The 25399-nt window shown below is 60.0% G+C and carries 23 protein-coding genes; 18 read left to right on the top strand and 5 right to left on the bottom strand.

All coding sequences use genetic code 11. From position 1 onward, the window contains the following. The first annotated feature begins 167 nt into the window (after window positions 1–167). The 11 genes from KJA79_RS02670 to KJA79_RS02620 all read left to right on the top strand — a co-directional run bounded on the left by KJA79_RS02670 (window position 168) and on the right by KJA79_RS02620 (window position 13411). Window positions 168–1622 (top strand): CDP-alcohol phosphatidyltransferase family protein, encoded by a 1455-nt coding sequence (locus tag KJA79_RS02670; RefSeq protein ID WP_213040450.1) that lies wholly within the window; start codon window positions 168–170, stop codon window positions 1620–1622. Next, a complete protein-coding gene (locus KJA79_RS02665; RefSeq protein WP_213040449.1) occupies window positions 1615–2610 on the top strand; it encodes a lysylphosphatidylglycerol synthase transmembrane domain-containing protein in 996 nt (331 codons plus the stop codon). The genes KJA79_RS02670 and KJA79_RS02665 overlap by 8 nt, the downstream gene beginning before the upstream one ends. A gap of 227 nt (window positions 2611–2837) precedes the next feature. Continuing rightward, window positions 2838–4001, top strand: a complete 1164-nt coding sequence (locus KJA79_RS02660) for a glycosyltransferase (RefSeq protein WP_213040448.1) — start codon at window positions 2838–2840, stop codon at window positions 3999–4001. A gap of 17 nt (window positions 4002–4018) precedes the next feature. After that, entirely contained in the window at window positions 4019–5224 is a 1206-nt protein-coding gene (locus tag KJA79_RS02655) for a glycosyltransferase family 4 protein (RefSeq protein ID WP_213040447.1), read from the top strand. Further along, on the top strand, window positions 5221–6330 hold the full coding sequence (locus tag KJA79_RS02650; protein ID WP_213040446.1) for a glycosyltransferase family 4 protein: 1110 nt from the start codon (window positions 5221–5223) through the stop codon (window positions 6328–6330). Before KJA79_RS02655 ends, KJA79_RS02650 begins: the two co-directional genes overlap by 4 nt. A gap of 61 nt (window positions 6331–6391) precedes the next feature. Next, on the top strand, window positions 6392–7963 hold the full coding sequence (locus KJA79_RS02645; RefSeq protein WP_213040445.1) for an oligosaccharide flippase family protein: 1572 nt from the start codon (window positions 6392–6394) through the stop codon (window positions 7961–7963). After that, the gene (locus KJA79_RS02640) at window positions 7953–8867 is read left to right on the top strand and encodes a glycosyltransferase family 2 protein (protein WP_213040444.1); all 915 of its coding nucleotides are present in this window, start codon (window positions 7953–7955) and stop codon (window positions 8865–8867) included. Before KJA79_RS02645 ends, KJA79_RS02640 begins: the two co-directional genes overlap by 11 nt. Next, window positions 8864–10198 carry a lactate racemase domain-containing protein gene (locus tag KJA79_RS02635; RefSeq protein ID WP_213040443.1) on the top strand — a complete coding sequence of 445 codons (1335 nt, stop codon included), beginning with the start codon at window positions 8864–8866 and terminating at the stop codon, window positions 10196–10198. Before KJA79_RS02640 ends, KJA79_RS02635 begins: the two co-directional genes overlap by 4 nt. 72 nt (window positions 10199–10270) lie before the next feature. After that, window positions 10271–11923 carry an ArnT family glycosyltransferase gene (locus tag KJA79_RS02630; protein WP_213040442.1) on the top strand — a complete coding sequence of 551 codons (1653 nt, stop codon included), beginning with the start codon at window positions 10271–10273 and terminating at the stop codon, window positions 11921–11923. Between the two features lie 440 nt (window positions 11924–12363). After that, window positions 12364–12801 carry an Hsp20/alpha crystallin family protein gene (locus KJA79_RS02625; protein WP_213040441.1) on the top strand — a complete coding sequence of 146 codons (438 nt, stop codon included), beginning with the start codon at window positions 12364–12366 and terminating at the stop codon, window positions 12799–12801. 436 nt (window positions 12802–13237) lie between these two features. Further along, the gene (locus KJA79_RS02620) at window positions 13238–13411 is read left to right on the top strand and encodes a hypothetical protein (RefSeq protein WP_213040440.1); all 174 of its coding nucleotides are present in this window, start codon (window positions 13238–13240) and stop codon (window positions 13409–13411) included. A gap of 25 nt (window positions 13412–13436) precedes the next feature. On the opposite strand, the gene KJA79_RS02615 is transcribed toward KJA79_RS02620, so the two are convergent. The 4 genes from KJA79_RS02615 to KJA79_RS02600 form a co-directional block, all read right to left on the bottom strand. Further along, a complete protein-coding gene (locus KJA79_RS02615; protein WP_213040439.1) occupies window positions 13437–14504 on the bottom strand; it encodes an alpha/beta fold hydrolase in 1068 nt (355 codons plus the stop codon). 81 nt (window positions 14505–14585) lie between these two features. After that, a complete protein-coding gene (locus KJA79_RS02610; protein ID WP_213040438.1) occupies window positions 14586–14981 on the bottom strand; it encodes a PilZ domain-containing protein in 396 nt (131 codons plus the stop codon). A 268-nt stretch (window positions 14982–15249) separates the two neighbouring features. Continuing rightward, complete coding sequence (locus KJA79_RS02605; RefSeq protein ID WP_213040437.1) at window positions 15250–15546, bottom strand: type II toxin-antitoxin system RelE/ParE family toxin; 297 nt, start codon at window positions 15544–15546, stop codon at window positions 15250–15252. Then, complete coding sequence (locus tag KJA79_RS02600; RefSeq protein WP_213040436.1) at window positions 15534–15719, bottom strand: hypothetical protein; 186 nt, start codon at window positions 15717–15719, stop codon at window positions 15534–15536. Before KJA79_RS02600 ends, KJA79_RS02605 begins: the two co-directional genes overlap by 13 nt. A 133-nt stretch (window positions 15720–15852) precedes the next feature. On the opposite strand from KJA79_RS02600, the gene KJA79_RS02595 reads away from it, so the two are divergent. The 3 genes from KJA79_RS02595 (at window position 15853) to KJA79_RS02585 (ending at window position 19569) form a co-directional block, all read left to right on the top strand. Continuing rightward, complete coding sequence (locus tag KJA79_RS02595) at window positions 15853–17859, top strand: carbon starvation CstA family protein (RefSeq protein ID WP_213040435.1); 2007 nt, start codon at window positions 15853–15855, stop codon at window positions 17857–17859. 41 nt (window positions 17860–17900) lie between these two features. After that, window positions 17901–18398, top strand: a complete 498-nt coding sequence (locus KJA79_RS02590; RefSeq protein ID WP_213040434.1) for a YajQ family cyclic di-GMP-binding protein — start codon at window positions 17901–17903, stop codon at window positions 18396–18398. A gap of 151 nt (window positions 18399–18549) precedes the next feature. Then, window positions 18550–19569, top strand: coding sequence for a WD40/YVTN/BNR-like repeat-containing protein (locus KJA79_RS02585; RefSeq protein WP_213040433.1), 1020 nt, complete (start codon window positions 18550–18552; stop codon window positions 19567–19569). Between the two features lie 25 nt (window positions 19570–19594). Here the strand turns inward: KJA79_RS02585 and KJA79_RS02580 are convergent, their stop codons facing one another. After that, the gene (locus KJA79_RS02580) at window positions 19595–20686 is read right to left on the bottom strand and encodes a hypothetical protein (RefSeq protein WP_213040432.1); all 1092 of its coding nucleotides are present in this window, start codon (window positions 20684–20686) and stop codon (window positions 19595–19597) included. 137 nt (window positions 20687–20823) lie between these two features. On the opposite strand from KJA79_RS02580, the gene asnS reads away from it, so the two are divergent. The 4 genes from asnS to KJA79_RS02560 all read left to right on the top strand — a co-directional run bounded on the left by asnS (window position 20824) and on the right by KJA79_RS02560 (window position 25399). Continuing rightward, the gene (asnS, locus tag KJA79_RS02575) at window positions 20824–22116 is read left to right on the top strand and encodes an asparagine--tRNA ligase (RefSeq protein ID WP_213040431.1); all 1293 of its coding nucleotides are present in this window, start codon (window positions 20824–20826) and stop codon (window positions 22114–22116) included. 312 nt (window positions 22117–22428) lie between these two features. Further along, on the top strand, window positions 22429–23352 hold the full coding sequence (rsmH, locus tag KJA79_RS02570) for a 16S rRNA (cytosine(1402)-N(4))-methyltransferase RsmH (RefSeq protein WP_213040430.1): 924 nt from the start codon (window positions 22429–22431) through the stop codon (window positions 23350–23352). Further along, window positions 23349–23681: a cell division protein FtsL gene (locus tag KJA79_RS02565; protein WP_213040429.1), complete on the top strand. Its 333-nt coding sequence runs from the start codon at window positions 23349–23351 to the stop codon at window positions 23679–23681. The genes rsmH and KJA79_RS02565 overlap by 4 nt, the downstream gene beginning before the upstream one ends. Beyond that, window positions 23681–25399, top strand: a complete 1719-nt coding sequence (locus KJA79_RS02560; RefSeq protein WP_213040428.1) for a peptidoglycan D,D-transpeptidase FtsI family protein — start codon at window positions 23681–23683, stop codon at window positions 25397–25399. Before KJA79_RS02565 ends, KJA79_RS02560 begins: the two co-directional genes overlap by 1 nt.

Here is a 25399-nt window from a genome sequence, read left to right as displayed (position 1 = left end):
AAAACACGCGAATCGTGAAGCGTCTCTCGTCGAGGTCAGAGCGTATGCCCGGTGGCGTATACCTGAGAGCTGAGAGGCCACACTCGGTTTCTTGACACACACGGTGCGCTATAGCTCTTTTCTGCTGACGAGAGACGAACCACGAAATACGAACGACGAGTCCGACGATGAGTGAACGTACCCTTCAACGAGGCGCCGAACTCCAGGGATTGAGCACGGCGATCCTCTTGCCCGGCGCGGGCTTGTTCGGCGATCGCCCTGGTCGCGGGCTGGCCGACGTCGGCCCCCTGACCCATATCGGCGGCTTGAGCCTGTTCCAGCGGACCGTGCTCACGTTGCAACGTGGGGGCATTCGCCAGTTGATCGTGCTGGCCGGCCCTGATGAAGAGTTGCTGAAGCAAGCTTTGGCGCGTGGGGCGCGTGTGACGATTCCGGTCCGGTGGATGCCGGTACGTGAGTTTCCGCTGGATGATCCGCGGACGTGGGAATCGTTGGCGACCGAGGTGCGAGGGTTCTGTCTCATTGCCGGGGTGCAGGCGGTGTTTTCGAAGCACCTGATCGAGCATCTGCGGCAAACGGTGCGAGACGGGGAGGCGCTGGTGGTGACGAGGGCGGGAGGGCCGGAGGAGTCCTCGTCCGGTCGTCGGAATCCGGTCGTCGCCTTACAAGAGGGGCGGCTGGTGTCGTTTCATAATCAGCCGAGCCAGGAACATCACCAGGTGGCGGCGGATCTTGTGGTCGTACCGGCGAGCATTTTGAATCCACCGGCCGGAGCCGGGACTGGTGCGACCAGAAGCGCTGTCGAGCCATCGGGCACCGTTCCCATGCGTCGGTGGCTGGAACAGGCGGCGGTGGAAGGTCGCGTGCGGGTGGTGGCGGCCGCATCCCAGGCGGGCCTCTGGTATCGCGAGGTGTCGGATCAGGTCAGCGCCGGCCTGGCGGAGCGGACGTTGTTCCGTTCCTTGAAAGGCGACGCCGAGGGGTTTGTCGATCGCTACTTCAACCGCACCTTCTCGCGTCTGTTGACCAGACTGTTCCTGCGGATGAAATGTTCTCCCAACACCATCACCATGGTGGCGACGGCCGTCGGTCTGTTGTCCGCCGTCGGATTTGGTCTGGGGACGTATACGGCGGGCATTATCGCTGCGCTGTTGTTTCAACTCGCTGCTATTATCGATTGCTGCGACGGCGAAGTCGCGCGGCTCACGTTTACGGAATCCCCGTTCGGGGCTTGGTTAGATATCGCCATGGACAATGTGGTGCATATCGCCATCTTCGCCGGCATTGCCTGCGGAGCCTATGTCCGACAGGCCGGCGCGGAAGACGCCTGGGTTCCGTTGGCCCTGGGTGGCGCGGCGATATTCGGCAATGCCATGGCCTTCTGGCTGGTGACGAAGGCGCAAAAAATCGGCGCCACGCGGGGCTGGAAGACGCCGAAGCAGGCGGCCTGGTCCGATTTTATTTTGAAGAATGTGGCCAGCCGGGACTTTTCCGTGGTGGTCTTCCTGTTTGCGCTGCTGGATACCCTCAACTGGTTCCTGTGGATGGCCGCACTCGGGTCAACCGTCTTCTGGTTGATGATGTTGTGGGTGATCCGACCGTCGGCACGGGCCCGTGCTTAAGGCCGCTCTGCTTGTCCTCGGGGCGCTGACCCTCTCCGCACTGATTTGGCACATCGGTATCGGGCGTATCTACGACGCGGTGACGCAACTGGGTCCCGCTGCCATGGTGCTGGTCCTACTTCCCTCGCTCCTCATGTATGTGCTCGAGGCCTATGGCTGGCGGGTGACGCTGGGCACCTGGGCGAACGGCGTCCCGTTTTGGCGCATCTTGGCCATTCGCACCGCCGGAGAAGTCGTGAACATGACGACGCCCACCGCCTACGTGGGAGGCGAACCGCTGAAGGCCTACTTGTTGAAGCGAGATGGCGTGCCGATGGTGGAGGGCCTGGCCTCCGTGGTGACGGCCAAGACCACCATGACGATCGCACAGATTGTCTTCATCCTGTCGGGGATCGGCCTGGGATTCTGGTTGTTGGGTGCCGAGGGATCGGCGGGTCAGACGATTACTGCGGGGCTGGTCAGCGTTGGGCTGTTGCTGTTCGGGGTCGGAGCCTTTGTGCTCGTGCAGCGGCAGGGCATGTTTGGATGGATCCTCGCGCTGCTGCGGCGCATCGGGCTCCGCGTCCAGTTTCTGGAAGCGCGCGAACAGCAGTTGCTCGAATTGGATCGCACCATTGCCGGGTTCTATGCCCATCAGCGACAGGCCTTCCTCTTTTCAACGGGATTGTTTCTGTTGGGTTGGCTGGCCGAGGCGCTAGAGGTGTATGTGATGGTTCTCTGCATGGGGCAATCCATCGATGTCTTGCCGGCCATTGCCATTGGGGCCCTCTCGGTCTTCATCAAGGGAGGGACATTTTTCATTCCGGGCAGCCTGGGTGCGCAGGATGCCGGAAACCTGTTCCTTCTCTCCGCCTTCGGGTATGGCGAGGTCACGGGCATCACCTTCGCTCTTTTACGACGCTTTCGAGAATTCGTCTGGATTGCCATTGGGTTAGCCTGCCTGGCCCTCCTGACCAAGGGCGAGAAGTCTGCTGTTCCAGTCCCCTGATCTGCTTCCGACCGTTCGTCCATTTCACACCAACATAGCTGCCCTTTTTCCTACCCCCGCTGCGTGAAGGGAGGATGTCGGTCGCCTATCAAGCCCTGTGTGGGGCGTTTTCGCGTCAACTGGAGGAAAACGATTCTCTTGCTACACTTATGTGGTCGGAGATTTCTTGTGTCGACCGACCGCACGGCTGTCGGAAGACCGTAGGCCTGACATCGTACGGGAACACCATGCAACCACCCTATAAGCGCGCTTCCTCAGCTCAACCGCATGAGCAGGACCGTAAGACTATGGTCAGTGCGGATCGGGTAGGCCACCGTATGCTGCCGCCGTTGGAGGATCCGGTCGAGGCCCTGCGATTTTGTCGCGCCTTGGCTTCGGCGCTTGAACGCAACCCTGAAGGCGAGAGACCTGTCCTCACACCGGCAAACTTTGCAGCCATGATGGGACAGGCGGAGCCATCGAATGGGCGACCCGAGCTGTCCGTCATCATTCCGGTGTTCAATGAGGCGGAGAATCTTCCCACCTTGCATGGCCGCCTCACCAGGGCGTTGGTCAATCTGGGAATGGAGTATGAAATCGTTCTGGTAGACGACGGTAGTCAGGATGAGAGCCCGGAGATCTTGCGAAGGATGGAGGCGGAGGATCAACGCATCGTCATTGTGGAGTTTGCCAGAAACTTCGGGCACCAGGTCGCGATCAGTGCCGGTCTCGAACATAGCCGTGGCCGCGCTGTCTGTATCATGGATGCCGATTTGCAGGACCCTCCCGAGGTCCTGCATCTCTTCCTCGCAAAGTGGCGCGAGGGATGGGACGTGGTCTATGCGGTGCGAACCGAGCGCAAGGAATGGTGGGGGAAACGGTTGGCCTATGCGGCGTTCTACCGGCTGTTGCAGCGGGTCGCCAATATTGAGATCCCGCTGGATGCCGGAGACTTTTGCGTGATGGACCGGAAAGTGGTGGATATGCTGGTGCGGATGCCGGAACGGAATCGCTTCGTCCGGGGTATTCGCAGTTGGGTGGGCTTCAAGCAGATCGGTGTGCCGTATGAACGTCAAGCGCGGCATGCGGGGGTGCCCAAGTATACCTTCAGCAAACTGATCTACCTCGCGCTGGACGGCCTGGTTTCGTTCAGCCATATGCCGCTCCGTGTGATCACGGTGCTGGGGTTTACCGTTTCCTTCCTTTCGTTTTTGGTGGCGCTGTTTTATGTCATCAAGAAACTAACCATCGGTGTTGGGGTCGCAGGCTTTACCACGCTGGTCGTGTCGATCTTTTTCCTTGCCGGCATTCAGCTGATGACGATCGGCGTGATCGGCGAGTACATCGGACGGATTTCCGACGAGGTCAAGCACCGCCCGTTGTATGTGGCCCGCCGTGTGACCAGGAGATAATCGTCATTCGCATTCTGATGTTCGATAACGAGTTCCCTCCCCTCGGGGGCGGCACGGGGGTCGTCAATTTTCACCTCTTGGAGGAGATGTCTCGGCGGTCGGACGTGATCGTCGATCTCGTGACGTCCTCGCGGAGTCGGACGCGTTATGAAACAGAGCGGTTCGCCGATCGCATCACGATCTACAAGGTGCCGGTCGACAATCAGAACATCCATCATGCCACCAATCGTGAGCTGTTGCGGTATAGTTGGCGGGGCCTGTGGCAGGCCAGACGATTGCTCTCGCAGCACCGGTATGACGTGAGCGTGGCCTTTGCGGGCGTGCCGGCCGGCGCCATCAGCCTCGTGTTGCGCCTAACGCATGGCCTGCCCTATGTCCTGTCGTTACAGGGGCCCGATGTCCCCTGGTTCGAAGCGCGATACCACTCCCTCTACCCTGTGCTCACCCCTTTGATCAAATGGATCTGGCGGCGGGCCGGTACCGTGACGGCGATCAGCGCAGAACAGGTGGCGCTGGCACATCGCACCATGCCTGAGCTGGCGTTGGTGACGATTCCCAATGGGGTCGATACCAGGTCGTTCGTTCCCGCCGGAAAGGTTCCGGCACGGCCCTTCACGATCATCTGTGTCGCCAGGCTGATTGAGCGCAAAGGGCAACACCATCTCTTGCAGGCCTTTGCGCAATTACGCGCTTCCTGCGCTGAACCGATGGCGCTGCTGTTCGTGGGGACCGGCGATGCCGAGCCGCAGTTGCGCGAGTTGGCCGAGAGTTTGAAGGTGACGGACGCGGTGACGTTCAAGGGATTTGTGCCGCGCGAAGAGATGCCGAGGATGTATCAGGGTGCCGATCTGTTTGTTCTCCCGTCCCAGCACGAGGGCATGTCGATCGCGCTGCTCGAAGCGATGGCGTCCGGGCTGCCGGTCGTGGTGACGGATACGGGGGGCACCGCGGAATTGGTGACGCAGGGAGAGAACGGTGAGATTGTGCCCTGGGCCGATGTTCCGGCACTGACCGCCTCGTTGCAGCGGTTGTTGAACGACGACGACCGGCGCAAGCAGATGGGACAGGAGGGGCGAAACCGTGCCCAGCAGTTCGGTTGGGCGGCTCTGGCGACACGGTATCTCGACTTGTGTGAAGGGCTGATGGCGTCATCAGTCGAGCGCCTCGGCCGTCATACAGCCGTGGGGTCGGTACGCCGACTCACCAAGGAACCACGGGTATGAACCGACATCCGCGCGTGTGTATTCTCACCAGCCAGTATTTCGATTGGGGGATTTACGGCGGATTCGGCAGCATGTCCCGGAAGCTCGCGGAGAGTCTTGCCTCCTCCGGCCACCGGGTCAGTGTCATCGTGCCTGGACGCCGAGGGCAACGGCCGATCGAAACCATCGGCGGGGTGGAGATCCGCAGTTTCTCTCCGCGAAACGTCGTCGACGCCTGCCGTCTGATTCGAGCATCCAACGCCGATATTTTCCACTCGCAGGATCCGACCGTCTTGACCTATCTGGCGCAACGGATTCACCCGCGCCGCGCACATGTGGTCACCAGCCGCGATCCACGGGAGTTGAGCGACTGGTGGGTGGAGTTTCTTTACGCCACTCCGATGCGTCGATTGCTGACGCCGCTCAATTACCTGACCGAATCCGGATTGCTGGTGAGGCAGGCGGTGCGTCGCGCGAACGCGGTCTATTGTCCCGCGCATTTTCTGAAAGAGAAGGTCAAGCGTCTATACGGGCTCACGGAGTTACCGGCCCTGTTGCCCAATCTCATTGATGTGCCCGCCGCAGTGCCGCGGAAAAGCGAACGGCCCACGATCACGTTTGTGGCCCGTTGGGACAAACGCAAGCGCCCCTGGCTGTTTTTGGAGTTGGCCGCACAGTTTCCTGAGTATCGGTTCGTGGCCGTCGGAAAGGGCAGCGCCTCTGCGGAGGCCGGTTTTGACGCGGAGTTGCGACGTCGTTTTCGTGACGTGCCCAATCTCGAAATGCCGGGGCTGATCAATCGCTTTCGCGAGCCGGAACGGATGCATCAACTTCTCTCGGACACCTGGATCTTCGTGAGCACGGCGGTACGCGAAGGGCTTCCGCTGACCTTCCTGGAGGCGGCTGCCTACGGATGTCCGATCATCAGCAGTGTAGATCCGGACCAGTTCGCAACGCGGTTCGGAAAGCAGGTGCACGATGACGACTATGCCGCGGCGATCCGGAGTCTTCTTGCAGAGGCTCCGCTGGAGAAGGGCCGTGCGGCCTATGACTATGTGCGAGCGACTTACGAAACCTCCAGAGCCCTGGCCGCCCATCAAGAGCAATATGCGCGGTTTGCTGCCTGAATCGGGAGCGTCTGGTCGCGTGTGACTCTTGCAAACGTGACCGGCGCACGACGGAATACGCATGTCGGCAAAGGCGGTGTCTAAAGGAATTATCTCCGTCGGTGGATGGGCGATGGCCAAACTGGCGACATCGGCGCTCGTGCTGCCGGTGCTTGCGCGGTACCTCGGCATCGAGGCCTACGGACAGTATGCCTACTACCTCGCAGTACTCCTCCTCGCCGCACAATGTGCCAACGTCGGGATGATGCAGACAATGACCAAGCGCATCGCCGAGCGCCCTGATGATGGAGGGTGGTGTCGCACGGTCGCACGATCCGGAGCGCTCATCAACGGTATCGGAGTCTTACTCGTCGGGCTGATCGCAGGGTGGGTAATCCGGAGCACCGCCTCAACGGGCATAGGCGAAGGATCGATCGCCTTGGTCGTGGTCGGCGTGCTGATGCTGGATCAAGTCTGGTTCTATGCGCGCGGAGTGTTACACGGGTTTCGGTATGAGGAACGGGCCGCGGTTCCCGGCATCATCGGCGTTTTCATCGCGGGACTGCTCGCCATCCTGGCGGCTATGAACGGCCTGGGAGTTGTTGGTGTGTTTGCCGGGCTGTTGCTCGCGGATCTCTATGTGGCGATTGCCTGTTTGCAGGCGGTGCGGCATGCGCTGAAGGAAGGCTCGGTCGTGAGAGCGGCCCAGCCTCCCCCTCCGGCTACTCGGAACCTCCTACAATTTGGCCTGTCGGCCATGGTCTTTTCCGTGCTCAACATGGCGCTGTGCTCGCTGGACATCATTCTCGTCCGTCATTTGGCGGGGGAAGCCCAGGCAGGCCTCTACGCGGCGGCGGTGCAGTGGTCACAGTTTGTATGGTTCATTCCCATTGCGGTCGAAGGGGTGATGTTACAAGCGACGGCGCGCTTCTGGGCGGAGGGGAAGATTGATGAGGTGACCAGACTGGTGAGTCGCCTCACACGGTATGTGATGCTGGGGACGATCTTCCTGCTGCTGCTGGTCTTTGTGCTCGGGGATCAGATTGTTGCGGTCTACTTCGGACCGCAGTTTCGTGACGCCACGCTTGGCTTGCGTCTGCTGGTTCCCGGAGCGCTCTGTTATGCGCTGGCCCGCGTGTTCTGGCCGGTGATTCAAGCGGGCGGAGGAGGCTCGCAGTTGATCCGCGTGATGGGAATTGCCGTGCTGTTGGATGTCGGACTGTGCGTGATACTGATTCCCGGGGGCGGCGCGGCCGGGGCGGCCTGCGCAACCTCGCTGTCGTTTGCCTCGGTTGCGGTCGGGTATGCCTGGATCTTACGGAACCGGCGGGTGCATCCCTTCACAGGATGTGCAGTGTCACGTCTGCTGGGGCTTGTGCTGGGGACCGGCCTTGCCGTGGCGGGCCTGTCTGCGCTGGTGACGCCGCCGATGTTGGCTGTGCCGGCCGGTGTGTTCGGTGGGCTATTGCTGTATTGGGGGGGCGTGTTCGCGCTTGGCCTGGTACAGGTCGACGAACTGGGATTGCTGGTGCAGAACCTGCCGGGCGTATTTCGTCAGGTGGGCGAGACGATGTTTCGAATGTTGGCGCCGTGGTTGCTACGGTTGAGGGCCACGGCATCGAATGAGGAGGCTGAAGTCGGAGATGCCCGCTGATCGACACACCATCTCCGTCGTCATTCCCACCCTGGGCCGGGAGACTCTGGCCTCCTGCCAGGCTGCGCTCGCGAAACAGACCAGACCCCCCGATGAAGTCATCGTCGTCCTTGACCGCGAACGCCGAGGGGTGGCCTGGGGAAGGAACGAGGGCATTGCCCGGTCCACGGGGGATGTGATCGCCTTTGCCGACGATGACGGGATTCCGCCTGCGGACTGGCTGGAACGACTGGTAAGCGCGCTCGACCGCCACGATGCGGCCGTCGCCGGCGGCACCTTTCAGGAAACCGACCCGTTGCTGGACGCCATCCGTCGTCGCACCCCTCTTCCAACGATGGAACAACTCGATCCGGGAGGGTTAGTGGGAAACACCGGCAACATTCTCTTTCGACGAGATTGCCTGATGGTCTGTGAGCAGGCCGATGGATATGTGTTTAATCCTGCCTTTACGGGGGCGGGTGAAGACTGGGAATTGATCTGGCGCCTGCGGAAACGAGGAGCCAGAATGGTCTATGTCCCCAATCCCGTAACCCATCTGCGCCGAGCAACGGGCATTCAGCATGTGCGGCATTCCTTCCAGCGCGGCCTTGCGATCGCGACATTGTTTCGAGTGATGCGTGCGGATACCAGCGGGGTCGTGCCACAGGATAGTTTGCTGTGGGGAGAGGCCGGCAAGAAGACGAACCCGCGTTGGCTGAAAGCGGGCTGGCTGAAACTGGTGGGGCCGTTTGCCCGAAAGGAGTTTCATGACGCGCGCCATTTCTGGTGGTTTTGGCTGGGAGAAAAGTGCCAGGCCGCCGGATTTCTCTGGGGCATGTGGCGAGGGATCTGGGCATGCTCCGGAACTCACCGGAGTCAGGGGTCGCGATCAACCGCCACTTCTACGACGGAGCGTCGGCCATGAGTGACGTCCAGTTGCGGACAAGGGCATGGTTCGGCGACGCACCTTTGACGATCGGATTTCCGCCCACGTGGAAGGTGGTTGAGCTGGGCCCGGAGGACGAGCCGACGATGACCGCCGATGAGCTGCGTGAACGATTGCGGCATCCCATCGGGTCCCGGCGACTCGCCGACCTGGCCATCGGCAAGATGAAGGCCGTGATTATCGTTGATGATCTCACCAGGCCCACACCAGCTGCCGACCTTCTTCCGCTGCTCATCGATGAGTTGAGGCGAGCGGGAATGCCAGGCCGCGCGATGACCGTGCTGGTGGCGGGCGGCACCCATCCGCCCGCCTCCAGGGAAGACATGGCAAAAAAGGTCGGTCCACACCTTCCTGCGGAGGTGCGCCTGTTGGCCCACGACAGCCGGGATGATCTGGTCGATCTCGGCAGGTCTCCGGGCGGCTTACCGCTCCAGGTCAATCGTACCGTGATGGACTGTGATCTCAAGATTGGGGTTGGTTGTATCTATCCGCATCCCATCGCCGGGTTTTCAGGTGGCGCGAAAATCGTTCTTCCGGCCGTCTGCGGGCTGGAGACCGCCAGGACGATGCACGATTATCTGCGTGGGTCGCGTGAGCGGGGTGGTTCCATCCATACGGAATTGCGCCGGGACATGATCGCGGTCGCCCGAACCGTCGGCCTCGACTTTATTGCGAATGTCACGATCAATCACCGCCGACAGATCAGCGGACTCTTCGCGGGTGATCTCGTGGAGGCGCACGAGGCCGGCGTGTGTGCGGCGCAGAAGATGTACCGCGTGCCGCTCATGCCCCAGGCAGACATTGTCGTAGCGGACATGTACCCCTTCGATACCAGTTGGCAGTTCGCGCAGGACCGCGGGATGTGGCCGATCGAGCGCGCTGGGCCGGAGGCATCCCGTGTGGTGATTGCCGCCTGTCCGCTCGGCATGGGCACGCATGAATTGTTTCCCGTGGCCAGTCCGCTCTGGTCGCGCATTACCAGACGGCTCAGCCATTTTCGCCTGGCGGATCTCGACCGCCCTCTCGAAAAGCTGCGCACGGTGCTCACACTGATTCGTCAAACACAACACCGATTGCTGGTCCTCTCACCCGGCCTGAAACCCGATGGATTGATGGGTGTGTTTCCCCGCGCACAATGGTTCGGAGAGTGGGCGACCTTGCGGGCAGCGTTGGAAGCGCGGCATGGAAAGAAGCCCGTGACGGTGGTGGTCTATCGGTGCGCGCCGTTGCTCCTTCCAGCCACGGCCGAGCGAAATCAGGAAGTCGGCGCGCAAGCCCAGACTCTGACAACGCATCCGTCGTCGGCCTAAAGAGAAAAGAGCGGGGGAAGTCGTTCTCCACGATACTTCGCCCGCCGGGATGTTTCCAGGACTTCACTCGCTATGTCTATTGCTTCTTCAGTGCCGTCGCCGCCGGATGATGGTCATGAGGTGCTCTCTCAACAGCTCGATTCCGGCAATGCCGGCTCTGTGCCTGCGGCCGGTTTCGTGATCGAACGGCTCAACTCCGCCTCCTGGGTCGTGGACGCAACGATTGCCGGTGTTGTGTTCCTCCTTGTGTTTGGCAGCGGCCTGATTCATATCGAGAGTTTTCCGCCGCTGTGGTTCGATGAAGGCTGGACGGTCTGCGTTGCACGGACCTGGGTGGAACTGGGACATTACGGGTGCTTGTTCAAGGGCGAGCCGGCGCCTCCCTCATTGGCGGCGCACTTCCCGGTAGTGGCCTCGGTAGCGGCGGGTTTTGCCTTGTTCGGCGTGGGTGTGTGGCAGACGCGACTAGTGGGATTGCTGTTCACGTTCGGGGCGTTCCTGCTGCTCTATGCTGTGACCCGGCGCCTGTACGGCCGATCGATCGCGATGGCGGCCGTGGCGCTATTGATCCTTGTTCCGCTGAAGTGGTCGATCCATCCCCTCTATATCGGCCGGCAAGTCCTGGGCGAGATGCCGCTGTTGTGTTTCCTCCTTGCCGGGTTTCTCTGCGTGCTCAAGAGTAGGAATCGGCCACTCTGGCAGGTCGCTGCGGTGGGATGCTGGGCGTTGGCATGGATGACCAAGACGCAGGTCGCACCATTCCTTGTGGCTTCCTTAGTGGGGACCATGCTGTTCATGGGCCTCCGCGGCGATTGGTCGATTGTCGGCCGGCTGGCCGTGGCCCTGATCGGTGCATGGGGCGGGTGTCGGCTGCTGATCGCAGGCAAGGATTGGTTGTTGGCCGGACACATCATGCCGCATCCCCCCGTAGACGGAATGACAGAAGCCATTGCGTTGGTGTTTGTGCCGTCCATTCGTCTGGAGACCATGCAGTACCTGTTCGCATGCTGGCCTGAGTATCCGCTCGGACTTGCCTATGCTGCCTGGCGTCTGCGGCGAGCGTCGGGTTCCGTCGGCAAGGTATCTGTCGAGCAGACGGTGCACATCATGCTGGTGCTGTTGGCCGGCAGCTGGCTGGCCTGGTTTGCGTTTCTCTGCGCCGGTGAGCCGCGTTATGCCCTGCCTGGATTGTTCTTGGCTGCGCCATTCACGGCAGCGCTGCTGTGCGATCTCACGGACGGATTCAATGTGTCGTTCCTGGCAAGGAGTCTGACTGGGCTGTTGCGAAACCGGCGCCTGACGAGTCAGGGAATCAAGGCCGTCGTTGTTGTCCTGTTGCTGGCGGTGATGGGGTGGGTCGCCCTGCAGGAACGGTATGCGTTCCGAGCGCGTGAGGACAATCGCGACCTGTTTGCGGTGACCCACTACCTGAATACGACCACCCCGCCGACGGCAGTGATTGAGACCTATGACAGCGAACTGTTTCTCTTCCTGCATCGAGCCTATACCTATGCCCCACCCCGCATCCTGGTTGAGATCATCCGGCGTGAGCAGGGCCAGGCGCAGGCAGTCACCTATGATCCGCTAAAGAGCGAGCCGGATTATTTGGTGGTCGGGGAGTATGGCCGATGGGCCGGGTTCTACAAGCCGTTGATTGCGCAACACCGTGTGCGACTTGTGACGACTATCGGTCGCTATCAGATCTACGAACCAGTGCGTTCCTAGTCCACATTACTCTTGAGCCATTCTGCTGCAATCGCCGATTCGCTCCTGCGACAAGTCTTCAGCCGGCGGGCTCACCCCTCGTCCCCTCGACGTACTGTACGAGTACGCGTCGGGTCCTCCCGCTCCGCGCGCCGGTCTCGCCACGTGACTCGGTGATTTCGCGACGAACCGTCAGGAATAATGGGGGCTAGGGGGAGCGCCCCCCCCTCGGCGTCCTTCCTTCACGCTGATCTCTTGAAACTTCCCCCCCCTTGACTTCGCACGAGGCGGAATTATTTTTTTCTCCGTTGCTGATGCTCAACCGGATGGAAGGGAGGCAATCCCGATCTGGACAAGCAACGGCGGCAGATCAATGCCCCGCCTCTGCTTCGGCCAGCGTCCATCCGACCAATTCACATCAACCACTAGACTGACCTCTCAAGAGAGAGGAGGAGGAAGGTATGACCAGTTACCATGCAGCATTGATGGCACCGATCGGACAAGACTCCTTCGACCGACAAATCGATCGGTTACTGGAGGATGCGGTGAGCGCGTTCGGCGTACACGGAGCGGCCTGGGCTCCGTCCAGTAATGCCTGGGAAGACGACAACGGGTTCTATGTTCAGATGGCGCTGCCCGGGTGGGACCCGCAGGATGTGTCGCTGGAGGTGACTAAGCATGTCCTCTCAATCAAGGGAGAGCGCAAAGAGGACTCCGGATCGGGCCGGACCTTCCATGTAAAGGAAATTGCCGACGGCCGGTTTCTGCGGCTCTTCCGATTGCCGACGTATATCGATTCCGAGAAAGCCTCGGCTGCGCAGAAGAACGGATTGCTGACAGTGACCTTTCCCAAGCGGGAAGAGGCGAAGAGTCGGCGGATCATGATCGAGGGAACGTAAGGTTCCTCAACGCCGCTTTCCCCGGGGGCCTCGCCGAGTCCCACGATCGGCGGGGGCTCTTCTTCCCACCGGGCTCGGTATCGGCGAGTGAAGCGGGAATGTTGGAAGACCCCCGCATGGCGGATGCCATGCGGGAGTCTGAAAGGAGATCAGCCATGAAGTATGCAGAGATATTGAAACGCTGGCGAAGTCTGCGCGGCTTCAGGGGCCTTCGGCCGAATCATGGTCAAGATACTGTGCAGACGGCGATTTCGCTCGCCTGCCTGTGCGGGTGGTGGCGGACGGAACGGGCCGACAAGCCGCGGCAGGAAACGCATGAAAGAAATCCAGCTCGTCCCCTGACCCCATGGTCGCACGGCCTGTTCTGAAATAGGAGCAAGATTGAAAAGGAGTTCTACGGAATAAAGTGAAACGGAACAGAAAGGAGGTGAACACGATGATGGATTTGAGTCCGGTTCTTGATGCCGGGCTGACGGTATTAGGCGCGATTGCGGTGCTGTCGATGGGACTCTGGACGTTATCTTCCGAGTCCAGCACCGTGTCCACCTCGCAGCAACCGTCCACATCGGTGAGGGCGTATCATGAGAGCTCGCTGCCCAAAGCGGCTTGATTCCTCCCGTCGCCGTGTTGGCGTGCTACGACGAAGGAGCCCGGCTTTCCTTCCCCGCGGACATTACTTTGTCTGCGGGGAAGGCTCCTCGTTGCGGGGGAGCATTCCGCTCGCGGTCGATCAGCTGCCGGATTGCGTCGACGACCAGCTCTGGTTGGTCGAACTGAATGAAATGGCTGCTCCGCTCGGCGAACACTTGCGTGCTGTTCGAAGACAGTCTGGTCAGGTCCTGCTGCAGTCCCAGCCACATCGTTCTGAACTTTTGGGGATTCACTTCCCCCGGCATGTCCGGCCACCAGGCGGGACCTGTTGCCGTCAGTACCACCAGGGGGAGATCGCCGAGTGAGCCGATGCGTTGTACCTGATGGAGGGTATCGCTCAAGGCCTCGGCCTCGTCTCCCACCGTCCTGGCGTAGGAAGTCCGAAGCCAACCGGCGCGCAACAACGGCCTGGTCGGCTCAGGGACTTGTGCTTCCTGCCACAAGAGAAATGAAGGCAGACGATCGAAGAACGCCGCGAGCCGCGGAATGCCCAGGATCGTCATTGCTCGAATCAGGGAGAGGCTCGCCTTTCCGCTGTTGACGAAGGCCCTGAACTCCGGCCGGTGGAGCTCCAATTCCTGGCCCGCATCTACCAAAACGATCCCTGCGACCTCCTTCGGATGGTCGTGGTGATAGAGGCGAACGATCAGGCCGCCCAGCGAGTGGCCCACCAGCACATAGGGGCCGTGAATCTCGGCTCTTCCCAGCAGGCGATGAAGTTCGCGCGCCATCCGCTGCCCCGTGCGTGGTAATGGGCCGCGCTCGCTCCAGCCGAGCCCCGCGCGGTCATAGGCGCAGACGCGTGTGTGTCGCGCCACCTCTGGTTGCACCAGACTCCAATAGCTCGACCATCCAGGCGCAGCCGCCTCCAAGATTACCGTCGGGCTTCCACTACCCATGCAATACACATGGAGTCGATGCCCGCCGACATCAACCATCTGTCCGGGCGCCGGGTACTGCCGCCGGTCGAGGACCATGCCGACGATCTGATAGACCGCGCCGATGGTGGCGAAGAGGAGCAGTGTCGCGATGAGCCATTTGAGTCGACGCATGGCGACCATCATCCATTGTCGCGGGTGCCGGAAGCAAACCGGCACGATCGGATACCTCGACCGGTGAGGACCTGCTACCTGTTAGACGGAATAGTGTTCCTGCAGATGGTCGCGCTGAAAACGCACGATGTATCTGATCAGCCGTTCTCGATTCTGTGCGGTCATCCGGATGAACCGAGCGTGGAGACGGTACGTATTGCCTGGGATCGGAAGGGAATCGAGCCGCAACACCTCAATAGTGGCTTTGAAGGGCACCTGGTCGGGGAGGAGGAGCGTGAGGGAAAGGGTCTCATCTGGTTGGTAGGCGGTCGTGACCGTCACGCCGATCCCCCCACCGCTCAGGTTGACGGATTTCTCAGCGAACGTACAGTCTGCCGTGTCGGTCTCCGATTGAATGCAGATGGGCAGAAGGACGGTAATGCGATAGAACTCGCGGCGTTCCCTTCCGGACGACTGTGAAGGCGCGTCGGGCGGCATGGTGTGAGCCAGTATAACAAAGTCTCAGATAGGTTGGCGGTCGAGTATGAAGACGTGTCGGCTCGGAGCTCTGCCTCGGACAAACGTTTTTGTAAGGTCCGGTGGCCAGATCGTGCTCCTGCTCGCGGAACGGGCGTGATCGGATGGACCTCGTTCGGGCGACCTGCGGCGGCAGCGCGTAGGGAAATGGTATCCCTTCTGGTTGCTTGTGCGAGCGGGCTATCCGCTGTCGATGGTGGAGAGAGCCAGGATTGTCTGAAAGGTTTTGTTACCGCAGATAGCGATCGATGGTAAGTGCTCCCTGGAACACGCCGAAGATGTCGATGGCTCCTGAATCTTTGATCAGGTAGGCGATTCGGTAGTGTCCATGAAGAAGAATGGGGATGTGCCGGTCTGGTCGTTGCCAGTACCGGTAGCCTGATTCGGGGAACTCTCTGAGGATGTTCGCCTTCTGGTAGAGCGTTTCAATGGTGCGGGTTGCTGCGGTAGGACTGTCGTGCGCGATGAAGTCGTGGATATCGCGCAACCATCGTTCGGACTCAGTGGTCCAGGTTACTTCTGCCATGTCTTGATTCGGCGCCCCATCTCCTCGTGGCTGATCGTCCTTCCCGCATCGGAGTCAGCGAGCCCTCTGTCTACCATCTGCGCAAGAGCAAGTTCCCGGAGGATCTCCTCGTAGGAGCTGTCCTCCGGCTGGTCCTGTAGAATCTCGGCGATCTGCTCCTTGGCTGACGGCATATGCACCTCCCTCTCGTGAAGGCTCCTGATTTAAAAATCTGCTTATTGCTCGGGCCGAATTCGTTTCTGACTATGAGAATAACGAGAAGGTCGTTGATTTACAACACGTCGATGGGTTGTTAGTATGCCGCGCATGAAACTGGCTTATCGTCTGCTTTGGGTGATTCTCTCCTTCCTTTCGGCAGTGGCGCTTGCCCACGTCGTTGGTGTCATCAATCCTACCGAAAAAGTAAACGGGCTTTGGCTGGTGGTGGCGGCGGCCTGCATCTATGTCTTGGCCTATCGATTCTATGGTCGGTGGTTGGCACGCCAGGTGGTTCAGTTGGACGATAAGCGCCTGACTCCTGCCGTGCGCCTGAACGACGGGGTGAACTTTCATCCCACGAACCGGGTGGTATTGTTCGGCCATCATTTTGCTGCCATCGCGGGTGCTGGTCCGCTGCTCGGGCCTGTCCTTGCCGCGCAATTCGGATTCCTCCCCGGTTTTCTCTGGCTGGTCATCGGCGCGGTCCTCGCGGGCGCGGTGCAGGACTTCATCATTCTGGTGGCCTCCATGCGGCGCAATGGCCGTTCGCTGCCTGAGATCGCCCATGACGAACTGGGCTCCATTACGGGTACGGCGACGGCGGTCGCGGTGTTGTTCATTGTCGTGGTGGCGCTGGCCGGGCTGGGCTTCGCCGTAGTGAACGCGCTGTACCACAATGCCTGGGGCACGTTCACGATCGCGATGACGATTCCCATCGGGTTCATCATGGGGTTTTATCTTCAGAAGTTCAGACCCGGTGCGGTGACGGAAGTCTCGGTGATCGGGGTGGCGCTCTTGGTGGCGGCGGTGTTGTTCGGACGTGTGGTGGGGCAATCGGCCTATGCCTGGATGTTTGAGTTCGAGAAACCGGCTCTCGTGTGGTTGTTGGCCGGATACGGGTTTCTTGCGTCGGTGTTGCCGGGGTGGATGCTGTTGGTCCCGCGAGGCTATCTCTCGACCTTCATGAAACTGGGCGTGGTGTTCCTGCTCGGGTTTGGTGTGATCCTCATGGCGCCGACGATCGAAATGCCGCGCGTGACCCAGTTCGCACACGGCGGCGGCCCGATTATTCCCGGCACGTTGTTTCCATTCCTCTTCATTACCATCGCCTGTGGCGCGGTGTCGGGATTCCATTCGCTGGTGTCGTCCGGTACGACGCCCAAAATGATTGAACAGGAATCGCAGGCAGTGGTGGGCTATGCGGCGATGCTGCTGGAAAGTTTTGTGGGCGTGATGGCGCTGATTGCGGCTTCGGTGCTGATTCCCGGCGACTATCTGGCGATCAATACGATGTTATCGGCCGAGACCCTGACCGCTATGGGCTTTGCGCCGTCCCGTATCGCGGAGTTGTCGCAACTGGTCGAGGTGAATGTTGCCGGACGACCCGGAGGCGCGGTGTCGCTGGCGGTGGGGATGGCATCCATTTTTGCCGCGCTGCCCGGCATGTCCGGCTTGATGGCCTACTGGTACCAGTTTGCGTTGGTGTTTGAGGCATTGTTCATCCTGACGACGATCGATACGGGGACCCGCGTGGCGCGCTATCTGATCCAGGAGATGGCGGGGCGGGTGTACGCGCCGTTCCGGCAGATGAACTGGTGGCCGGGGGTGTTGCTGAGCAGCGCCTTTGTGGTGGGCGCCTGGGCGTACCTCATCGGAACGGGCAGCATTTCGACGATCTGGCCGATGTTCGGGGCGGCCAACCAGCTTCTGGGGACGCTGGCCCTCTGCATCGCGACCACGGTGTTAATCAAAATGTGGAAGTCGCCCTATCTTTGGGTCACCGCGGTGCCGATGTTGTTCGTCGGGGCAATTACCCTCGCGGGCTCCTATGAAATGTTCTGGATGTTCCTGGCAAAAGCCGCGACCCTCGCCGCCGGGCAGGCCTTTGCCCTGTATGTGGATGCGGTGTTGGTTGCCGTGGTGGCCATTCTGGGCCTGGTTGTCTTGAGCGATAGCCTCAAGCAGTGGTATGGGTATGTGATTTTGAAGCGTCCCTTCCGCAGCAGCGAAGTGGTAGCACTCGCCGGTGGCGGCTCAGCCGGTCGTGCGCAGACGGCCGTTCATCGGCATGACGAGTGCCGGTTCACGTTGCCGCCTGGCGGAGGCTGTTGCTAAGCGTCGCAGCGACGGGCGGACAGGCAGAAGGAGGACAGATCGTGGCTGACCAATCATCGTTTGATGTGGTGTCGGAAGTAAACATGCAGGAAATGAAAAACGTCGTTGACCAGGCGACGAAGGAGATCAAACAGCGGTTCGATTTCAAGGATTCCAAGACCGAGTTGACGTTGAAGGAAAAAGAGAAAGAATTGGTGGTGTTGTCCGACGACGAGTACAAACTCAACGCGGTGAACGAGATCATCAAGAGCAAATGTGTGAAACGCGGCGTGTCGCTGAAGGCGTTTGACTACGGCAAGATCGAGGAGGCGCTCGGCGCCACCGTTCGGCAAACCATCAAAATTCAGAGCGGCATCTCTTCTGAGAAGGCGAAGGAGATTACCAAGGCCGTCAAGGACTCGAAGCTGAAAGTTCAGGCGCAAATCCAAGGCGAGCAGGTGCGTGTGATCAGCAAGAGCAAGGATGAATTGCAGGCGGCGATTACGTTTTTGAAGGGGAAGGATTTTGGGATTGATCTGCAATTTACCAACTACCGCTAACCCCGGATGCTGAAACGGGCCCCCAACCGCGTTCTCGGTCGATCGTCCACCTCAACGTGCCGGATTAAGCACGCCTCGGCGGCCGATCTTCCCTGCGGCCTTGTTGGATGTCCCGTTTGAGCATCCGGGAAAGGATTCACCGCCAGGTTGCATGAAACGACTCCTCGCTCTCCTTTTGCTCGCCGGGCTTTTTCTCGGCGGCTGTGGCGGCAGTGATCCTGTCGTCGTCATTCAGGTGCATCCTACCAACCCCGACATTCTCTACATCGCCACCAACGATTACATCTATAAATCCCGTGATGGGGGCAAGACCTGGACCAATCTGTCGAAAGGCATGAGCCACTCGCGGGTGATCGCGATGGGGATCGACCCGCTGTATCCCGCCACAGTGTATGCCGGCACAAAAGGCGACGCCGTGTATAAGAGTTATGACGGCGGCCAGCGCTGGACATCGATTCGCGCCGGCCTGGATGACGCCACCATCTCGTCCGTCGTCAACCAGTTCGTCTTTGATCCCAACGACGATATGCACATCTTTCTGGCCACCACGATGGGGGTCTTCGAATCGAAGAATGCGGGCGAACGCTGGGTCAAAAAAATGGATGGCATGAAGGAGGTGCTGATGGTCGTCACGTTGGGGCTAGATCCTTCGCGCCCGTCAGTGATGTATGCCGGCACGAGCGGCGGTGTGTACAAGACGACGGATCAAGGGATGCATTGGATGCAAGTGAACGCAGGGCTTGTTCCCGAGGGGATGGTGAAGACGTCGCGTGCCTTGGGCGTGACGTCAGTCCAGGTCGACCCGTTCGCGCCCGACACGGTGTATGCTGCCACGCTGGCCGGACTCTATAAGACCACCGATGGCGCAGCATCCTGGGTGCGTATCGGCGAGTCGTTACAGGATCAGATGATTGTGGCTATGGTGCTCGATCGTGCTCGCGCGGGCGTCATTTATCTGGCCGGGCGGGATGGCATTCACCGAAGTGAGGACGGAGGCAGGAGTTGGGTGCCTTTGAATGAAGGACTCACGACCACGAACATCCGGTCGCTTGCGCAGAGTGCCATTGATGCTCAGGTGTTCTATGCCGGCACCAACGGCAGCGGCTTGTATAAAAGTCTCGATGGGGGAGCGCATTGGGAAGCGTTGCCCTCGGTGTTTCCGAAGGAATAGGTCTGGCTGACGTCACTGGAGCAGTTTACCGGCGGGACTGATTGTTGAGCGACGAGTCGCCGATAGAAGGGCCGACGCCTCGCAGTTGCACGGAGGAGGAGCCCTCGGCATTTTCGCTACCGCCGATTTCGAAGCCGGTTGCATTCGGTAGGCTGGTCTCCTGGGTCTGTGCGCCGACACGATCCGGCAACACGGAGTCTTTCAGGCTTTCCCCGCGGCGAGGGCGCAGGGACTCGTTCACATTGCTGTACGGCGAGACCGTGGCGCCAATGTCGGCACCGAAGCTCGGGTTGAGAGAACGATTCAACTGCGAGTTTTCGATGTCGCCGCCGATTCTCGTCGGAATCGTGGTGTCCTGAATGTCCATCCCTGTCGGCGCTGACGCGGCCGGTCGTTTCGGCCGGAGATCATGCGCAATCGCCTCGCGTTCCTCCTCGATACGCCGCTCTTCTCTCCCGCGTTGTTCATAGTCTAGGGAATCCAGTTTTTCGTATCGCGTGATGAGGCCCTTCAACCTCGTTCTGATGGTCTTGAGATCGTCGCGCGCAAGGGCGACCGTGCCGACGATTTCGCTGAGCGTCCACTGGCGGGCGAATGTCCCGAGTTTAGGAGATTGGCCAGGACCGCCGCCCAAACCGGCCGCGCCGCTGCCGACGCCGAACCCTGCACTGTTGTAGATGCCTTTTTGCTGAACCGACATCAAGATATGGTTGGACTGTTCCAGCAGTTCGTCGATGCGATCCAGGGCATCCCAATTGCCGGCGCAACAGTCTAAAAATTCTCGATACTCACGAGTGAATTTCGACGCTTCATTCTGAATGTCGACGATCTTCAGCGGCTCTTTGTCGGATGCGCCGTTGTGGTCGGCCGGGTCGCCTTTCTCGACCTGCTTCGTGTCGCGCTCCGCATCGTAGAGCGGGGTACACCCGGCCTCGGCTGTGGCGGTGATGCGTTTGTCGGCCGTGCGGTTTGGGCACCAATAAATCTTTCCCGGCTGATTGAGAGGATTGTCCGATCGAAACTCTCCCGCCTGTGTGGCGGAGGAGAACCCAAGGAGGGTCAGTCCTGCAAACAGCAGGTAGCATCGATGTCGTGTGTACTCAGCGATGTGGCGCATGGTTCTGTGATGATGCTCCGAGGTCGACATTGTGTCAACGAAAGGGGTGAATTGTGATGCGCTTGAAAAGCCCGCTGCCGTTCGTTACCCTCCGGCGAGGTCTATCTCGACCACGTCCATTGTAGAGAGGGTGCTCCATGCCTGTGATTTACATCGAGGAGGCGTCCGCGCATGCCGGACAGGCTGTCACGATTCGCGGGTGGCTCCGCAGCCGACGCGATAAGGGGAAACTCCACTTCCTGATCCTGCGAGACGGGACCGGCGAGATACAGGCGGTCGTCAGTAAGGGCACGGTCGGCGAGGAGCAATTTGCGCGATCAGCGGAGCTCACACAAGAGTCAAGTGTTGTGGTGAGCGGCACGTTGCGACAGGATGCGCGCGCGCCAGGCGGCTATGAACTCGATGTGTCGGGTCTTGAGGTGTTGCAGGTTGCTGAACCGTTTCCGATCCAACCCAAAGAGCATGGTACGGGATTCTTGATGGAGCACCGTCATCTCTGGCTGCGCTCCAGTCGGCAACATGCGGTCTTGCGCATTCGGCATGAGATCATTCGCGCCTGCAGGAACTTCTTCGATGATCGGGGTTTCACGCTGGTCGATGCGCCGATTTTCACGCCCAATGCCTGCGAGGGGACGACGACCCTGTTCCACACACAGTATTTCGATGAGACCGCCTATTTGACGCAGAGCGGTCAGCTCTACAGCGAGGCCACGGCTGCCGCATTTGGAAAAGTGTATTGCTTTGGTCCGACATTTCGTGCGGAGAAATCCAAAACCCGTCGGCACTTAATGGAGTTTTGGATGGTGGAGCCGGAGGTCGCGTTTGCCCAGTTGGCGGATATGATGGAGTTGGCTGAACAATTTCTGGCTCATATTGTGGAAGCTGTGCTCAGGACGCGGCGCGCGGAGTTGAAGTTGCTGGAGCGTGATGTTGCAAAGCTGGAGCGGGTGACGGCGCCTTTTCCGCGCATCACATACGAGGAAGCCATTGATACTCTTCAGCGAAAAGGACTTCCGGCAAAGTCGGGAGACGATTTTGGTGCTGACGATGAAACGATCTTGTCGAAAGAGTTCGATCGTCCCGTGATCGTGCACCGGTATCCCGCGGCATTGAAAGCCTTCTATATGGAAACTGACCCGCAACGCCCTGATCTCGCGCTCTGCATGGATGTATTGGCTCCGGAAGGATACGGTGAAATCATCGGTGGCGGTCAGCGTGTCGATTCGCACGAGAAATTATTGGCGCGTCTCCATGAGCACCATCTGCCCGTTGACGCATTTCAATGGTATCTGGATCTTCGTCGATATGGTTCGGTTCCGCACGCCGGATTTGGAATGGGGATTGAGCGAGCAGTGGCCTGGATCTGCGGGCTCGAACACGTACGTGAGACCATCCCCTTCCCCAGAATGCTGTACCGGTTATACCCCTAGCTCTTCCCTTTGAGTCTCAGTCCCGTTCCGCATCTGATGAATCCCGCCAATACTGGTATTCGTATCTCCCTGATTTTGGGAGATGCCTCTACTTTGTGCGGAGTTTCTCCAGTGGAAATCCACAAGCTGGTGGGGGTGTTTCCCACAGATTTGTCCACAATTGTGGATAACTTTCCCGCGCGAATCTTGCCGGGAGTCCATGCGTCTAAATCGAACAATATTCTTGATAAATTGAGGCAAAATCTGTTGACAGCTGTTTGGTTGGGTGTATACTCCAGCCAATGTGTGGGTAAAAGTGGGTGGAAGTGGATAATGAATTCTGCTCGCGAATCCCATGAGCCGGTTTTAGTCGACGAGATCGTGTTCTGGCTGCAGTGCAAACCAGGTGGAGTTTACGTGGACTGCACTCTTGGATATGCAGGGCTCGCTACTCGGATCCTCGAACGCACCGCTCCAAATGGCATTCTCATCGGGATTGATCGCGATGCGACGGCGCTTTCGGAATCGCGTTCGCGTTTGCAGGATCTGCTGCCTCGCGTGCATCTCCGCCACGCAAATTTCTCGGAGCTCAAAGCCGTGGTTGCCGACAGCGGATTCTCGCAGGTGGACGGCGTGATCTTCGATCTGGGCGTGTCCTCACCGCAACTCGATCGTCCGGAACGGGGGTTCAGCTTCAGAGAGGACGGTCCTTTGGATATGCGCATGGATCAGCGGGAGGGGCGAACCGCCGCGGACCTTGTGCGCGATCTGCCGGAGAGTGAGTTGGCCGATCTCATCTATCAGCTCGGTGAGGAGCGGTATTCGCGCAGAATCGCTCGCGCGATCGTGCAGGCCAGGATGCAGGGCGCGATCCGCACCACGGGGGAATTAACGGCGGTGGTCGAGCGGGCTGTACCTGCCTCGTACCGGCATGGACGAATTCATTGCGCGACCCGGACATTCCAGGCGCTGCGAATCGCGGTGAACCGCGAATTGGACGTGCTTGAGCCGGCGCTTCGCGATGCAGTCGATCTTCTGGTGCCGGGCGGCCGGGTGTGCGCCATCTCGTTTCATTCGCTTGAGGACAGGGTCGTCAAGCATACGTTTCGCGCGATGGCGAATGAGCCTGAATCGTCAGTGACCGTGTTGACGAAAAAGCCGGTTGTCGCTTCGGATGACGAACGTCACCATAACCCGCGTTCGCGCAGTGCAAAACTGCGTGTCGTGGAACGGATTGCCAAGGAGTCTATGCCATGAAAGCCGTCGCGTTTGCCGCGGTCACGTCGCTGGTTTTGCTCTTTGTGTGGGAGCGGGTGGATATCGTCCGCCTCGGCTACCACATCGAACGGCTGAAGGCGCAGAAGGTCTTGCTGGAGCGTGAGCGTGATGAACTCCAGGTCAAACTGTCTGGACTGACCGCTCCCGAGCGGATCGCACGACTTGCGAGCGACAAGCTGGGAATGATGCAGCCGGAAAAGGGGCAGGTCGTCGTCGTCAATATCGAGCCGGAAGCACCAGCGAACCCGATCGCGGCGGAGGGTGAGGTGAGGATCGCGAGGAACATGGTTCCCCGGAGAGTGCGGTAGTGACTGGGGCTCCCTTTCGTGGGCGTCGGATCGTGGTGGCCTGCGCGCTCGTGCTGGCGTTTGTCCTCGTCATCGTTCGTCTGGTGAATTTGCAGGTGATGCAGGCTGCAGCATTGACGGTAAAGGCCGATCGGCAACATCAGAAGAACGTGACGTTGGAGGGCGCGCGCGGCACGATTTACGACCGAAACAGCAAGGTCCTGGCGATGAACATGGATGTCCCGTCCGTGTTCGGCGTGCCGGCCTCGCTCGGGAATCCCGTTGCGGCGGCGCGCAATCTCTCGCCGATTTTGCACGTGAAGGCGACGGAACTCGAAAAGAAGTTGAAGCAGGAACGGCATTTTGTCTGGCTGGCGAGAAAACTCGATCCGGAACAGGGCCGTCGGCTTGAGCGGCTGGGCCTTGAGGGGGTTGGGGTAGTGATGGAGGGGCGTCGCTTCTATCCCAAAGGGCCTCTGCTTTCCCATGTGCTGGGATTTGCGGGAATGGACGATCGCGGGTTGGAGGGAGTGGAGCTGCGCTACGAACAGTATCTTCGCGGCGAAAAGCGATCGGTGGTGCTGCAGCGTGATGCCTTGGGCCGGGCGGTGTTTCCTAAGGGCCTCAACGAGGAAGGCGCAGCGGCCGGGCATAGCCTGACCCTGACCGTCGACGAAGTCATTCAGTACATCGCTGAGAAAGAATTGGACGAGGCCGTGAGCCGGGCCAACGCCAAGTCGGGAACGCTGATCGCAATGGATCCCAAGACCGGCGCTGTGCTTGCGATGGCGGTGAGTCCACGGTTTGATCCGAATACGGTCGGCGCCTTGGCTCCTGACCGCTGGCGGAATCGCGCGTTGACCGACACCTACGAGCCCGGTTCCACCATGAAGAGCGTGATTGCCGCGGCGGCACTCGAAGAAAAGGTGATGACGCCAGGCAGCATGATTTACGGCGAGAACGGACAGTTCGCGATTGCCAACACGGTGATCCACGACCACGAACGGGCCGGGTGGATGACCTTCGCGCAGATGATCCAGAAGTCGAGCAATATCGGGGCGGCGAAAGTCGGTATGGCGCTGGGCGAGTGGCGAGTGTACGACTATTTGAAGGAATTCGGTTTTGGAGACAAGACCGGCATCGATTTGCCCGGCGAGACCGCCGGCCTGCTGCGAGGACCTCGGCAATGGGGAAAACGGTCGTTGGCGTCCATCTCTATGGGGCAGGAGGTCGGCGTCACTCCGCTGCAAATGGTGACGGCGGTCTCGGCGATCGCCAACGGCGGCGTGCTCATGAAGCCGTATGTGGTCTCTGAAATTCGCAACGCCAAGGGGCAATTGGTGGCGCAGACGATGCCGCAGGCGAAACGGCGAGTCATCTCGGCTGATACGGCCAGAACCTTGACGACGTTGCTCGAGGGTGTCGTGACCGGCGGGACCGGAGGAAAAGCGGCCATTCCCGGCTTTCGCGTGGCAGGCAAGACCGGAACGGCTCAAAAAGTTGATCCGCGCACCGGCAAGTACTCATCCACCCTGTTGGTCGGATCGTTTCTGGGTTACGTCCCTGCGGAAGATCCGCGATTGGCGATGATTGTCGTAATCGACGAGCCGCGCGGGGAAGGCTGGGGAGGCGTGGTGGCGGCGCCGGTGTTTCGGCGAGTGGGAGAGCAGGTGTTGAATTATCTCGGTGTCGCGGTGGATGAGCCGGTCAAGCTGGCTATGGCGGCTGTGGAATCCTGA

The sequence above is a fragment of the Nitrospira defluvii genome (assembly GCF_905220995.1).
Taxonomy (GTDB): Bacteria; Nitrospirota; Nitrospiria; order Nitrospirales; family Nitrospiraceae; genus Nitrospira_A; species Nitrospira_A defluvii_C.
The sequence above is the reverse complement of the archived record's forward strand: the minus strand, read 5'-3'. Positions and strand labels throughout refer to the sequence as shown.